At 38.8% G+C, this 14277-nt stretch carries 15 protein-coding genes; 7 read left to right on the plus strand and 8 right to left on the minus strand.

Translation table 11 applies throughout. The features are described from left to right. The 3 genes from ftsH to LPB86_RS03510 all read left to right on the plus strand — a co-directional run bounded on the left by ftsH (window position 1) and on the right by LPB86_RS03510 (window position 3934). Window positions 1-2091, plus strand: a complete 2091-nt coding sequence (ftsH, locus tag LPB86_RS03500) for an ATP-dependent zinc metalloprotease FtsH (RefSeq protein WP_230641156.1) — start codon at window positions 1-3, stop codon at window positions 2089-2091. A gap of 51 nt (window positions 2092-2142) precedes the next feature. Beyond that, a complete protein-coding gene (locus LPB86_RS03505) occupies window positions 2143-2787 on the plus strand; it encodes a lactate utilization protein (RefSeq protein WP_230641157.1) in 645 nt (214 codons plus the stop codon). A gap of 64 nt (window positions 2788-2851) precedes the next feature. Beyond that, on the plus strand, window positions 2852-3934 hold the full coding sequence (locus LPB86_RS03510; RefSeq protein WP_230641158.1) for a 3-oxoacyl-ACP synthase III family protein: 1083 nt from the start codon (window positions 2852-2854) through the stop codon (window positions 3932-3934). 89 nt (window positions 3935-4023) lie between these two features. Here LPB86_RS03510 and LPB86_RS03515 read toward each other — a convergent pair whose 3' ends face one another. The 4 genes from LPB86_RS03515 to LPB86_RS03530 are packed head-to-tail and all read right to left on the minus strand — an operon-like array spanning window position 4024 to window position 6552. Beyond that, window positions 4024-4767 (minus strand): zinc ribbon domain-containing protein, encoded by a 744-nt coding sequence (locus tag LPB86_RS03515; RefSeq protein WP_230641159.1) that lies wholly within the window; start codon window positions 4765-4767, stop codon window positions 4024-4026. Then, the gene (locus tag LPB86_RS03520; protein WP_230641160.1) at window positions 4767-5864 is read right to left on the minus strand and encodes a Nif3-like dinuclear metal center hexameric protein; all 1098 of its coding nucleotides are present in this window, start codon (window positions 5862-5864) and stop codon (window positions 4767-4769) included. The genes LPB86_RS03515 and LPB86_RS03520 overlap by 1 nt, the downstream gene beginning before the upstream one ends. 9 nt (window positions 5865-5873) lie before the next feature. Continuing rightward, window positions 5874-6233, minus strand: coding sequence for a TM2 domain-containing protein (locus LPB86_RS03525; RefSeq protein WP_230641161.1), 360 nt, complete (start codon window positions 6231-6233; stop codon window positions 5874-5876). Continuing rightward, the gene (locus LPB86_RS03530) at window positions 6226-6552 is read right to left on the minus strand and encodes a DUF2752 domain-containing protein (RefSeq protein ID WP_230641162.1); all 327 of its coding nucleotides are present in this window, start codon (window positions 6550-6552) and stop codon (window positions 6226-6228) included. The genes LPB86_RS03525 and LPB86_RS03530 overlap by 8 nt, the downstream gene beginning before the upstream one ends. A gap of 65 nt (window positions 6553-6617) precedes the next feature. Here LPB86_RS03530 and mfd point away from each other — a divergent pair, with 65 nt between their 5' ends. Together mfd and LPB86_RS03540 are read left to right on the plus strand one after the other, a co-directional pair. Continuing rightward, entirely contained in the window at window positions 6618-9959 is a 3342-nt protein-coding gene (mfd, locus tag LPB86_RS03535; RefSeq protein ID WP_230641163.1) for a transcription-repair coupling factor, read from the plus strand. A gap of 3 nt (window positions 9960-9962) precedes the next feature. Continuing rightward, entirely contained in the window at window positions 9963-10181 is a 219-nt protein-coding gene (locus tag LPB86_RS03540) for a DUF3820 family protein (RefSeq protein ID WP_230641164.1), read from the plus strand. A gap of 1 nt (window position 10182) precedes the next feature. Here LPB86_RS03540 and LPB86_RS03545 read toward each other — a convergent pair whose 3' ends face one another. From LPB86_RS03545 to LPB86_RS03555, 3 genes are read right to left on the minus strand one after another with little or no spacing between them, the layout of a single operon-like run. Continuing rightward, complete coding sequence (locus LPB86_RS03545; protein WP_230644288.1) at window positions 10183-10986, minus strand: phosphatidate cytidylyltransferase; 804 nt, start codon at window positions 10984-10986, stop codon at window positions 10183-10185. Then, a complete protein-coding gene (locus tag LPB86_RS03550; RefSeq protein ID WP_230641165.1) occupies window positions 10986-11192 on the minus strand; it encodes a DUF2007 domain-containing protein in 207 nt (68 codons plus the stop codon). The genes LPB86_RS03545 and LPB86_RS03550 overlap by 1 nt, the downstream gene beginning before the upstream one ends. Continuing rightward, complete coding sequence (locus tag LPB86_RS03555) at window positions 11173-12105, minus strand: CPBP family intramembrane glutamic endopeptidase (protein WP_230641166.1); 933 nt, start codon at window positions 12103-12105, stop codon at window positions 11173-11175. The genes LPB86_RS03550 and LPB86_RS03555 overlap by 20 nt, the downstream gene beginning before the upstream one ends. A 55-nt stretch (window positions 12106-12160) precedes the next feature. Between LPB86_RS03555 and dusB the strand changes: the two genes are divergently transcribed. Together dusB and apaG are read left to right on the plus strand one after the other, a co-directional pair. Then, complete coding sequence (gene dusB, locus LPB86_RS03560; RefSeq protein ID WP_230641167.1) at window positions 12161-13168, plus strand: tRNA dihydrouridine synthase DusB; 1008 nt, start codon at window positions 12161-12163, stop codon at window positions 13166-13168. Between the two features lie 25 nt (window positions 13169-13193). Continuing rightward, window positions 13194-13580 carry a Co2+/Mg2+ efflux protein ApaG gene (apaG, locus tag LPB86_RS03565; RefSeq protein WP_230641168.1) on the plus strand — a complete coding sequence of 129 codons (387 nt, stop codon included), beginning with the start codon at window positions 13194-13196 and terminating at the stop codon, window positions 13578-13580. On the opposite strand, the gene LPB86_RS03570 is transcribed toward apaG, so the two are convergent. Next, the gene (locus LPB86_RS03570; RefSeq protein ID WP_230641169.1) at window positions 13577-14275 is read right to left on the minus strand and encodes a zinc metallopeptidase; all 699 of its coding nucleotides are present in this window, start codon (window positions 14273-14275) and stop codon (window positions 13577-13579) included. The genes apaG and LPB86_RS03570 overlap by 4 nt on opposite strands. Window positions 14276-14277: the final 2 nt, after the last annotated feature.

A 14277-nucleotide genomic window follows, 5' to 3' on the forward strand; every position in this document is an offset into this window, starting at 1 on the left:
ATGAAAGATAACCAAAATACTAAGCCGAAACTGCTTAAAAGAATGCCAAACATTCCAAAAAAACCACAAAAAGGCTCTAAATTCAATATTTTCTGGGTTTATGCGGCCATTATATTAGGTTTATTTTTATTGCAGCTTTTCTTTAGCACGGAAAATAATAAGCCCATTCAATACCGCACTTTTGAAACGCAAATGCTTTTAACGGGCGATGTGGAAAAAATAGTTGCCTATAAAGCTGAAGATATTGTTCGTGCGGACGTTTTTATCAAGAAAGACCGCATCAAACAAGATAAGTATAAACCCTATGTTGGCAAAAGCAGCTTTGGAAATGCAGGCGGGCCCACCGTCTATTTTAATGCAGGAACTATTGAGGCATTAAACGCACAACTTAAAGAATCACAAAAGAATCTTCCTGAAAACCAACGTGTAGAGGTTATTGTAGAAAGCAGACAGAATACCTTATGGTCATGGGTAGGAAGTTTAATCCTTCCGCTTATCATACTGGTTGCATTCTGGATCTTTATCATGCGCAGAATGGGCGGAGGCGCAGGTGGCGCAGGTGGTCAAATTTTCAATATCGGCAAATCAAAGGCTACTTTATTTGATAAAGAGAGCCAGGTTAACGTAACTTTCAATGATGTTGCCGGACTGGAAGAAGCGAAGCAAGAGATTATGGAGATTGTTGATTTCCTTAAAAACCCGAAAAAATATACCAACCTGGGTGGTAAAATTCCTAAAGGAGCACTTTTAGTAGGTTCTCCGGGAACAGGAAAAACCTTGCTTGCCAAAGCCGTAGCAGGAGAAGCACAAGTTCCTTTCTTCTCTCTTTCCGGATCAGACTTCGTAGAGATGTTTGTTGGTGTAGGTGCATCGCGTGTAAGGGATTTGTTTAAACAAGCGAAAGATAAAGCCCCTTGTATCATCTTTATTGATGAGGTAGATGCTATTGGTCGTGCGCGTGGAAAAAACAGTATGATGGGCGGTAATGATGAGCGTGAAAACACACTAAATCAGCTGCTGGTAGAAATGGACGGTTTCGGAACTGATTCAGGAATCATCATTCTTGCTGCTACCAACCGTCCGGATGTATTGGATAGCGCATTGCTTCGCCCGGGAAGGTTTGACAGACAGATTTCTATCGATAAACCTGATTTGGTAGGTAGGGAGCAAATCTTTAAAGTACATTTGAAACCGATTAAAACAGACGAGGTTGTAGATGCAAAGAAACTATCTGCACAAACCCCAGGTTTTGCCGGAGCAGAAATTGCGAATGTTTGTAACGAAGCGGCCTTAATTGCCGCGCGCAAAAACAAAGAATTCGTAGACATGCAGGACTTCCAGGATGCTATTGACCGTGTTATAGGTGGTCTGGAGAAAAAAAATAAAATCATCTCTCCTGAAGAAAAACGGATTGTTGCTTACCACGAAGCCGGACATGCTATTGCCGGATGGTTTTTGGAACATGCAGACCCATTGGTTAAGGTATCAATTGTTCCCCGTGGTGTAGCGGCTTTAGGTTACGCACAATATCTTCCAAAAGAACATTTCTTGTATACTATTGAGCAGTTAACAGATGGCATGTGTATGACGCTCGGCGGCCGTGTAGCAGAAGATATCTTCTTTGGTAAAATATCTACCGGCGCACAGAATGACCTTGAAAGAATCACTAAAACAGCTTATTCAATGGTAACCATATATGGTATGAGCCCTGTGGTTGGAAATGTATCGTTCCATGACCCAAACAATGAATATAATTTCAATAAGCCATATTCAGACACTACTGCTGAAATGATTGACGTTGAAGTACGTAAGATCATTAACGATGCCTATGAGCGCACGAAATCTTTATTGACGGATAACAGGGCAGGGCTGGAAAAACTGGCTGAAAAACTGATTGAAAAAGAAATCCTTTTCCAATCAGACCTGGAAGAACTGTTAGGAAAACGTCCTTTTGACAACCGTACCACCTACGATGAATTTGTGAATGGAACGGGCGATCAACAACCTGTTGCAGAAGGATTAGTTCACAAAGGAATAGAAGCTACTACAGACCCGGCTGCTCCGGTTAACCCGTCGCAGACTGAAGCTTAATTTAAATATTTGGAGCTGCCGTTCTTATGGACGGCAGCAAATCCAGTAGTTATGAAAGAAAATGTGTCTTCAAAAGAGCTGATGCTCAAAAAGATCAGGAAAGCACTCCTCGAAAAAAGAGACAATCCTTATCCAAGTCTGGAAGAAAGCCCCTTATACAAACCCAATACTGAACTGCTCGAAGTCTTATTTGCGGAGCAGTTATCCGCCGTATCAGGCAATTTCATCTATTGCGAAGACGGCATAGAGTTTATAGAAAACATTTTAGAACTGGCTGATAAATTTAACTGGAGAAAAATTTACTGCTGGGAACCTGAATTACAGGAAATGCTCTCCCAGTATGAATTTCCATTTTATCATACAGACAAAGACTTTGAACTCGCTGAAGTAGGTATAACTTCTTGTGAAGCACTCATTGCCCGCAACGGCTCTGTCTTAGTATCCAATAAAAGTGCTGCAGGCAGAAGACTTAGCATTTATCCGCACTATCATATTGTGATTGCCAGAATGGGCCAGCTTGTGCTTGATTTGAAGGACGGTTTTTCATTGCTGAAAAATAAATATGGCGCAGAAATACCGAGTACGATTAGTACCATTACCGGCCCCAGCAGAACGGCAGACATAGAAAAGACGCTTGTTCTGGGTGCACATGGACCTAAAGAACTATTCGTTTTTTTGATTGATGACTTTTCTTAAATTTTTATTTTCGGCATAATAGTCTTAATTTTATACTCTATACCCAAATGGTATGCGGTTCAAAATGAGTACTAATAAACAAATCTATTCTGTCATTAAAGGTACCGGGAGTTATATTCCCGAAAAGGTAATCTCTGGTGATGCATTTTTAAGTGCTACTTTTTATGAAAATGGGTTAATCATAGAAAAGGAAAATGCAGAAATTATCCAAAAGTTTTCGGAAATAACAGAAATCACGGAACGCAGGTACATAGATGAAGCTTTGGTTAATAGTAATATTGCTACCATAGCTGCTCAAAGAGCAATTGACGATGCGGGCATTGACAAAGAATTATTAGATCAAATTATTTTCTGCCATAACTTTGGGGATATAAAATCCGGTAGCAACAGGATGGATATATTGCCTGCCCTGGCAGCAAAAGTAAAAAAAGAGCTAAATATCTTAAACCCTGACTGCGTTGCTTATGACCTCATTTTTGGTTGTCCTGGCTGGGTACAAGGTGCCATTCAAGCCAACTACGTTATCAAAAGCGGAGATGCAAACCTTATCCTGGTAATCGGCGCAGAAACGCTGTCGAGGATTATTGACGGACATGACAGGGACAGCATGATCTTTTCTGACGGCGCTGGGGCCACCATATTTGAAGCAAAAGAGTCTGATGAGCCAATAGGGCTTCTCGCTCATAAAACTCAAACTTATGCGGCTAATTTTGGCTCCTTGCTGGTGATGGGTGCCAGCTCTAATCCCAACGAAACAAACGGAAATGCTTACCTGAAAATGAACGGCAGGAAACTATATGAGTTCGCCGTATTAAATGTTCCCCAAGTGGTAAAAAAGGCCTTAGATAAGGCCCATATAGACATCAACGATGTTAAGACCGTTTTCATCCATCAAGCTAACGGAAAAATGGACCACGCCATCATGAAACGCCTTTTTAAGCTTTATGATCTTGATACTGTTCCCGAGAATCTTGTTCCAATGACCATTTCCTGGCTAGGGAATAGTTCTGTAGCTACCATCCCAACGTTGCTAGACCTGGTATTAAAAGAGCAGGTGAGAGGCTACAAAGTTAACGATGGTCAATATGCAGTTTTTGCCTCTGTAGGTGCAGGAATGCACATTAATGCATTTGTATATAAGTTTTAAATCCCTTTATAAATCTTCAGCAAAATGGCTATAAATAAGAACGCCTGGACAAATTGCCCAGGCGTTCTTATTTATAGCTTTATAAGTTATTAGGCATTAGCCAGTTCTAAGGTCAATGCTTCATCAACTAAAATTCTTCCGCAATGCTCACAAACAATCACTTTTTTGCGCTGACGAACGTCAAGCTGGCGTTGTGGTGGAATCTGGTTGAAACATCCTGAACAAGAATCCCGCTCAATGGTTACAACAGCAAGACCATTGTTTGCATTTTTTCTTAACCTATTGTAAGCAACTAAAAGCCTTTCTTCAATTAGCGTTTCTGCTTTTTCTGCTTTTTTAGCTAAACCTTGCTCATCTTTTTCAGTTTCAGCAGTAATGGTTTCTAATTCGCCTTTTTTAATATCTAAATCATTCTTACGTGATTCAAGATCTGCTAAAGCCTTATCGTAAACTTCAGTTTTTTTAGTAATATCAAAACCAAACTCTCTGATTTTTTTCTCAGAAACCTGAATATCCAATGATTGTATTTCAACTTCTTTAGTCAAAGCATCGTACTCACGGTTGTTTTTAACATCTTTTAACTGAGTCTCATATTTCTTGATCAGGTTCTGAGCTTCCTTAATCATGTTTTTTCGAGTTACGATGGCATCTTCAGTATCGTCCAATTCTCCTTTGAATTTTTGTATACGTGTTTCTAAACCTGCAACCTCATCTTCCAAATCAGCCACTTCCATTGGTAATTCACCACGGATTTGACGTATCTTATCTATCTTTGTGTGAAGGGTTTGTAATTCGTATAAAGCTTTAAGCTTCTGCTCTACTGTTTGTTCCATTAAAAGAAATAATTTATTGGGTTTGTATTATGCTCCGTTAAACGGATTGCAAAGTTAGGAAATTTTTCCCGAATAATATCTATCAACAACTGAGATGTAAATTGTTCACTTTCAAAGTGTCCGATATCTGTAATCATTAATTTTTGCTCCGCATCAAAGAACTCGTGGTATTTAAAATCTGCCGTGATAAAAGCATCTGCACCCGAAGCGATGGCATCTTTGAGTAAAAAACTTCCCGAACCCCCGCATACCGCCACTCTTTTGATTTTTTTTACGCCGGGTTTGGTATGCCTGATCACGTTAACCTGCATTTTTTCTTTCACAAACCTCAAAAATTCTCCGGCTTCCATGCCTTCCTCCAACCAACCTACCATTCCTGCGCCTGCAGCATCAAACTTATTTTCCAGGGCGTAAATATCGTAAGCCACCTCTTCATAAGGATGATTTTCAAGTAAAGCAACCAAAACCTTCCGCTCATCCTGCACCATAAAAATGGTCTCAATACGTATTTCCGGTTCATGGTGTTGCTGCCCTTTTTGGCCAACAAATGGATTAGACTGCTCATTGCCATTAAATGTTCCGGTACCCTCTGCGTTGAAACTACATTCACTGTAGTTAGAGATTTTTCCAGCACCTGCATCAAAAAGCGCTTCTCTTAACGCAGGCGCTTCGGCAACAGGACAAAAAGTGACGAGTTTCTTTAACAAGCTTTTCTTAGGGCTCAGTATTCTTGGATTTTTTAAACCCAATTTCTTGCAAATCATTCCATTTACACCATTGTATACGTGGTCAAGATTGGTATGTACGGCATATAAGGCAATATTATGCTTAATGGCTTTGATCACCACCCGCTCAATATAACTTTTACCATTCAGCTTCTTTAGACCCTTAAATAAAATAGGGTGGTGCGTAATGATCAAATTACAGTTTAAAGCTATTGCTTCATCCACAATTTCTTCTGTGCAATCCAGTGCCACCAATGCACCAACTACATCCAAATCTGCATTCCCCACCAGCAGTCCCGAATTGTCATAATCCTCCTGATAATTCAGCGGTGCATATTCCTCTAAAAAATTGGTCAATAAAGATAATCTCATGGGTTAAATCTATTGAATATTTCCCATTTTTACCATTTGCAAACTTTCAAAAACCATTTTTTGATTGTATTCAAATGCCAGTCTTTTATGATTAATCAGGTCAATTATAGTCCCTACAAAGCATAAACCCCCGGTAAAAAAATAAAGTATCCCCATACCCACCTGATTTAGTAAAAATCGTGGAAGTCCGGGAACAAAAAAACCGAGGATACAATACAATACCATATCATCCGGGTTACGTCTCTTGCTTCCGTAGATCATTAAAAAGCCCCTAAGCTGCTGCTCATTAAACCCTGTAGTGGCAGATTGCAGGTACGAATACTCTTCAGGGCTGATGCCCGGCAAGGTCATAAATGGTGAATTAAACATAATCTTCCTCCGTATTTTTTAAATTAAATATCCTATTACATTCCAATTTTAACAGTGTAAACACACGCATACAAATAATTAATAAAGCAGGGATACCAAACCAATGTAGTTTTAAACTCTCTGCAATGTTTCCATGAAACAACTGAGTGATGGATCTGCCTAGTCCACAACCAGGGCACCACTGCAAACCCAAATTCGCCAAAGGGCACCAGGTAAAAGACAAATGATCTTCATAACCATGGGGTTTTGCCGTAGCCAATAAAGCCAGCGCCACAACCCAAAAAATTAACTCTAATGGAATTTGATGCAGTCTTTTCATATTTTTAAGATGTTTAATGCGCCTTTTTGTTACATTTTAAAGGATCATAATCTTACATTTGTGATGTGAACATCCGCGAACTGATCAATAGGTATAAAACAGATGAGCGTGTTGAAGCATTGGCTAAAGCCCTCAACTCGGGTAAAGGAAGCAAAACTCAGTTAAAAGGACTGGTTGGCTCTGCTGATGCTACAATTGCGGCAGCCTGCTATTTTTTAACCCACAAACCTCAGCTTTTTATTTTACCTGACCGGGAAGAAGCTGCATATTTTTTATCTGACCTCGAAAACATACTGGAAAAAGAGATCTTACTCTTTCCTTCATCTTTTCGCAAAGCGTTCGACTTTACCCAGGTAGATACCGCAAATGTATTGGGCAGGGCAGAGGTAATTAATGAGTTGAACCATAATTCTGAATACGGAAAAATTGTGGTTACTTATCCGGAAGCACTGGCAGAAAAGGTGATAGACCGGAGCATGCTGGAGAAAAATACACTCGAAATTCATGTAAATACTAAGCTGAATATTGAGTTCATCAGTGAGTTTTTATTTGATTACAGCTTTGAACGTACAGATTTTGTATATGAACCCGGACAGTATTCTGTTCGTGGTGGTATTGTAGATATCTTTTCTTTTTCTCACGATCTCCCATATCGTATTGAATTTTTTGGAGATGTAATTGAAAGTATCCGGACCTTTGAAATTGAAAGTCAGCTTTCTGTTGATGATGTAAAGAGCTTTACGATCATTCCTAACGTTCAGTCAAAATATCTTACACAAAACAACATCAATTTACTTGATTACATCGAAAAAGACACCCAAATCTGGATCAAGGATGTAGCCTTTACTTTAGATATCGTTAAGGGAGGGTATAAAAAAGCAACAGAACTTTGGAAAGCCCTTTCATTGGCAGAGAAGCAAAATGAACAATGGATAGATCCAAAATTTGCCTTTTCTGACGAAAAGATGCTGGGAGATTTGCTGCATGACTTCGCCATAGTAGAGTTTGGAAAACAATTTTTTTACCACACAGAACAGGTCATTCTTTTTGATACCAAGCCTCAGCCATCTTTTAATAAAGACTTTACACTTCTGATCCATAACCTTAAAGAGAATGAAAAATCTGGCATAGTAACCTTTATTTTTACTTCGTCTACCAAGCAAACGGAACGTTTATATGCCATTTTAGATGATATTGATAAGTCTGCTAAATTTACGCCCGTAAACCTTCCACTAAGAGAGGGTTTCCTTGATGCCACACAAAACCTCGCATTTTATACCGATCACCAGATCTTTGACCGGTTTTATAAATATAAACTTAAACGAGGTTACCAGCGCAGCCAGGCCATTACTTTAAAAGACCTAAGGGAATTAAAATCCGGAGATTTTGTTACCCATATTGATCATGGGATTGGAAAATATGCCGGATTAGAAAAAGTGGAAGTAAACGGGAAAACACAGGAAATGATCCGTTTAATCTATGCTGATAATGATTTACTTTATGTAAACATCAACTCCATGAACCGCATTTCCAAATACAGTGGTAAAGATGGAACTGCGCCTAAAATGAACAAATTAGGAACGGAAGCCTGGGATAAACTTAAAAAGACTACAAAAAAAAAAGTAAAGGACATAGCCAGGGACCTGATTAAGCTATATGCATTAAGAAAAGCCCAGGTAGGAACTGCATTTGATCCCGATGGCTATCTGGAAACCGAACTTGAAGCTTCATTTATATATGAAGATACACCAGATCAGGTTAAGGCCACCAGTGATGTAAAAAAAGATATGGAAGCGCCATATCCTATGGATAGGCTGGTTTGCGGTGACGTAGGTTTCGGAAAAACAGAAATTGCCATTAGGGCAGCATTTAAAGCTGTTGCCAATGGCAAACAGGCGGCAGTACTAGTACCTACCACCATTTTGGCCCTACAGCACTTTAAAACGTTTTCTCAGCGTTTAAAAGAATTCCCTTGTAACGTAGATTACATCAATCGTTTTAAAACCAACAAGCAGATTAAAGACACTTTAGCGCTGCTTGCAGATGGAAAAGTAGATATTGTAATTGGTACCCACAGGCTATTGAGTAAAGATGTAAAGTTCAAAGACCTGGGCATTATGGTTATTGATGAAGAGCAAAAGTTTGGTGTAAGTTCAAAAGAGAAATTACGTGCTTTGCGAGTAAATGTAGATACCTTAACACTTACAGCAACCCCTATTCCACGAACGCTACATTTCTCTTTAATGGGTGCAAGAGATTTGTCTATTATGAGTACACCACCGCCTAACAGACAGGCTGTAAATACAGAACTTCATGTTTTTAACGACAAACTTATACAAGAGGCGGTACAGTTTGAACTGGAGCGGGGTGGTCAGGTATTCTTTATCCACAACAGGGTAAACGACCTGGCACAGCTTGGAGGCATTATTCAAACCCTCGTACCTAGAGCCAGAATAGGAATAGCACACGGACAATTGGACGGAGATGCGCTTGAAGACGTAATGCTGGATTTTATCAATGGCGAAAAAGATGTGTTAGTAGCTACCACCATCATTGAGGCCGGATTGGATATACCTAATGCAAATACAATTATCATTAACCATGCCCACATGTTTGGTTTAAGTGACTTACACCAAATGCGTGGCAGGGTAGGCCGATCTAATAAAAAGGCTTTTTGCTATTTATTAAGCCCTCCACTTTCTACATTAACTTCTGAAGCCAGAAAAAGATTGAGTGCCATTGAGGAATTTTCAGACCTTGGTAGCGGATTTAACATCGCCATGAGGGATTTAGACATCCGGGGTAGCGGTAACCTCTTAGGTGCCGAGCAAAGTGGCTTCATCGCCGAAATCGGCTTTGATATGTACCATAAAATACTGGATGAAGCCATTCAGGAACTTAAAGACGATGAATTCAAAGAATTGTTTAAAGATGAAAGCCCACGTCCATTTGTCAATTTTACGCAGGTAGATACAGATCTTGAGCTTTACATACCTGATGATTATGTTACCAATATTACCGAGCGGTATAACCTCTATACAGAGCTTTCAAAGATTGATGATGAAAATAGCTTAAAGGCATTTGAATTGTCTTTGAAAGACCGTTTTGGAGAAGTGCCAAGACCGGTAAAAACAATGATGAAAGTATTGCGACTGCAATGGGTGGCAAAACAGCTTGGATTTGAAAAACTTAGCTATAAAAAAGGTACGCTGAGAGGTTATTTCATATCCGATAAACAATCTGCGTTCTTTGACTCTGTAACCTTTAATAAAATACTTCTTTTTGCGCAACTACATCCCAGGTTATGCAATCTTAAAGAAGTTAAAGATTCCTTAAGGATTGCATTTGAAAACCTTGCCAATATTGATGAAGCCGTTGAAATGTTGCAAATGGTAGCCAAAGAATAAAGCATGAACCCACAATTATTAAAAGACCTGGTTACCATGCCCATGCCCTTCGGGAAATATAAGGGAAAGTTAATTTGCGATTTACCAGAAACCTATCTTGTCTGGTTTCAAAGTAAAGGCTTTCCTCCTGGTAAATTGGGTGAAATGCTGTCTACCATCTATGAGATAAAACTTAATGGCTTAGAATACCTCTTACAGCCCTTAAAATCCAAAAGATATTAGCTTAGTTGAGCAACAGGTACAAATAAGTAAAAACCATAGGTGCACCGATTAAAAGGCCGTCAAAACGATCCAGAATACCCCCATGTCCAGGTAATAGCGTTCCAGAATCCTTTACATTCAAACTTCTTTTCAGCATAGACTCTACCAGGTCTCCAAGTGTACCAAAACTCACAACCAAAACCGCCATACCCATTAAAATGTAGGCATTTATTTCTGTAAATACCATTGAGACGATAAAGGCAACCAGCACACTTGTAAATACACCTCCAAAAAATCCTTCCCAGGATTTCTTTGGTGAATGTCGTTCAAAAAGCCTTGTTTTACCTAACTTTCTTCCAAACAAGTATGCTCCGGTATCACTTGCCCAAAGCATCAGGATAAATGAAAATGGCAAATGAAAATTATAGCTGTGCTTCATAAACCCCATAGTATAGAACAAACAAAAGGGAATGGTTACATAGATAATTCCCAAAAAAGTATACCCAACATTTGCAAATGGTTCTCTCTCCCTTTTATACAATTCCAGGATAAATACCAAAAAAACCGCCGGAATTAACAAAAGAAGGTATTTAGATCCCCAATCAAACAGGTTATTTCCTATAAACATTAAAAAGATAACCAGATTCAAAAGAACCCCGAGTGAGCGGTTAGGTTTTGTACCCTGACTTTTAATAAGTTTATAAAATTCAATCAAGCCCATAGTACTAAGGGCAAGGTAAAAAATGCTGAATGTATACGCTCCAAAAAAGAAGGATCCAAGCATCACGATGGTAAAAAAAAATGCAGTTATGGCCCTGGTTTTCATCAAATATTATTTTCTAAAATATAAGCGTTAGCCTTTTCCACGTGGTCTGCATGAACCATAATGTCCAGTAACCCAAAAACTTTATAACTTGAATCCTGCTTATTTAATACCACAGCAGGAATTTCTTCTGCTATCAAGCCCTGCTTAATAATTTCTGCCGTAAGCGGATCCTCTGTAGTAAATACCTTAACCCAATTGTTCTCCATTAGTTTTTGCTGTTTTATTTTTAAAATATTCAAATAATGTAATTGTGAGCACAAAGCTAATTATATAGCCATACCATTGCAATGAAATGGTAGGTTCTGTACTGTTTAAAGGCAGATTGTGTTTTTGCATAATAAAAGAAACAGCTACTACATAGCCATTATTGATAAAATGTGCCAGCATCGGGTACCATAAACTTCCGCTCCATACATACAGATAACCAAAGGCAGCACCTAGAAATAACCTCGGTAAAAACCCAAAAAATTGAACATGTATGGCACTAAATATAAATGCGGTAACCCATATTCCAATATGGGTGTTCTTAAAAATACGGATGAATATTTGTTGCATTCCTCCGCGAAAAAACAATTCTTCGCCGATTGCTGGTAATAGCGCAATCATCGATAGATTTACAAAAATATCCCATGGTTTATGAACCGTTAATAAGGCAACAGTAAGCTCCATAGAAGCATCTTCCTTTTCACGCATCCAGGCTTCCAGGGGTTTTAAAAATCCAGGAAGTGTCATTTTTTGGTTTAATAAGGCTGTCCATTCTACTAAAGGCATTGAAAAGATCACCAATAATAATATTACCAGGAGCAAGTCGGCTTCAGCTTTTTTAAAACCATAAAATACGTTCAATTGCTTTCCGTTAAAACAGGATAGCAGTAAAGGAGGTACAATAAATAATCCCATTGTACTAACCATTTGAAAGATTTTCAGCCCATTAAGAAAGCGGATATCCCCGCTTACAAAATCATTGTAAGCATTAAACAGATCAAATCCATACATTACAAAACAAATCAAAAATGCAATAGCTGAAAATACAATTGCTCCTAAAACCGCAAAAACAATTAACATAAACAACTGTAAATAAGGACTATGATCAGTAACCTTCATGCGGCCAATACCCATTCTTTATATATTTTTATTTGTACCTTTGTACTTATAAACTGGTTAAGATAATTAAATGTCTGTAAAGATAGGAAATATTGACTTGGGTGAGTTCCCTTTATTGCTTGCCCCGATGGAAGATGTAAGCGACCCTCCTTTCCGCTTTGTTTGTAAACAAGCAGGAGTGGATATGATGTATACAGAGTTTATTTCTTCTGAGGGCTTGATCCGTGATGCCGCTAAAAGTAGGGCCAAGCTTGATATTTTTGAATATGAAAGGCCTATTGGCATTCAAATTTTTGGCAGTGAAATAGACCACATGCGTGAAGCTACAGAAATTGCTACGCTGGCAAAGCCAGATTTAATGGATATCAATTATGGTTGTCCTGTTAAACAGGTGGCCTGCAGGGGTGCAGGTTCTGCCTTACTACAAGACATAGATAAAATGGTAAAGATGACAGAAGCGGTAGTTAAAGCTACCCATCTGCCCGTTACCGTTAAAACCAGATTGGGTTGGGATGACAATACCAAGAATATAGAAGAAGTAGCAGAGCGATTACAAGATATTGGAATTAAGGCTTTAACCATACATGGGCGCACCAGGGCTCAGTTATACAAAGGTGAAGCAGATTGGACATTGATCCGGGAAATCAAAAGAAATCCACGTATTAAGATACCTATTTTCGGAAACGGAGATGTTGACAGCATTAGAAAAGCTGCAGACTGGAGACTAGAATATGAGGTAGATGGCATTATGATTGGACGAGCAGCTATCGGCTATCCATGGATATTCAGAGAAATTAAACATTTCTTTGCTACAGGTAAGGTACTCGCAGGCCCGACAGTAGAAGAAAGAGTTTCGGTATGCCGTACACATTTGGATAAATCTATTGCCTGGAAGGGTCCTAAAGTTGGAATATTTGAAATGAGAAGGCACTACTCCAATTATTTTAAAGGACTACCAGATTTTAAAAGCTACAGGATGCTACTTGTAAAAGAAGATAATATTGAGATTATTCATAGCATATTGGATGAGATTTCAGACAAATTTCAGTATATTGAGCCCATATATCAAATGGTCTAATTTAACATCTTGAATAAATAATACGATGGTAACAGGAATTACAGAAGGCGTAAAAATATCAGTAGAAACTGTTTTCCAGGATGAGTTTTCTAATCCCATGAATGAAGTTTTTCTGTTCGCATATAAAATTGAAATTCAAAATTTAACAGATCAATACATTCAGTTAAAAAGAAGAAATTGGACTATTTTTGATTCTAATGGTTCTGTGAGAGAAGTAGAAGGTAGCGGTGTTGTTGGTGAACAGCCTATTATAGCGCCAGGAAATGCCCACAGTTATGTTTCTGCCTGTAATTTAACTACAGATATGGGCAGTATGAAAGGTTATTATTCAATGACCAGATTTCCTGACGAATCTGTTTTCCAGGTAGAAATTCCTCAATTTGAACTCATAGCACCACACCGCTTAAATTAGTCATCACGCCCTCTTCCAAAAAGCATCATGGCGTAATATAGCAAGTTAGCCACTGCACCCAATGCTGCCACTACATAGGTCATTGCGGCCCACCATAGTGCATCTTTAGCCTGCCTGTTCTCCTCTGCAGTCTGCATAATCTGATGATTTTCTTTAAGCCATAAAAGGGCCCTATTACTTGCATCAAATTCTACAGGCAAAGTAACTATTGTAAACAACGTAATTACTGCAAGCGCAACCACACCAACAGCAAGAACTACGGGATTTCCGGTAAATAAAATTAAAAAGACCCCAATCATTAGTACCCATTGCAGCAAATTAGAAGATATACTAACCACCGGTACCATTTTAGAGCGTAGTTGAAGCCAATGATAGGATTTAGCATGTTGTACTGCATGCCCACATTCATGAGCAGCTACAGCCGCAGCCGCAACACTTCTTCCATAATACACATCCGTACTTAAATTAACTGTTTTATCACCTGGATGATAATGGTCAGAAAGCTGTCCCTCCGTACTCATAACTTTTACGTCATAAATTCCGTAATCACTTAACATACGCTCTGCCACCTCTTTTCCAGAAAACCCCGAATTCAGTTGCATTTCTGCATATTTAGCAAACTTGTGCTTAAATCTCCACTGTACATAAAAGCTTAAAAGGAGAATAGGAAGAATTAAAAACAAATAAATTTCCATCA

This window comes from Pedobacter sp. MC2016-14 (genome assembly GCF_020991475.1).
Lineage (GTDB): Bacteria > Bacteroidota > Bacteroidia > Sphingobacteriales > Sphingobacteriaceae > Pedobacter.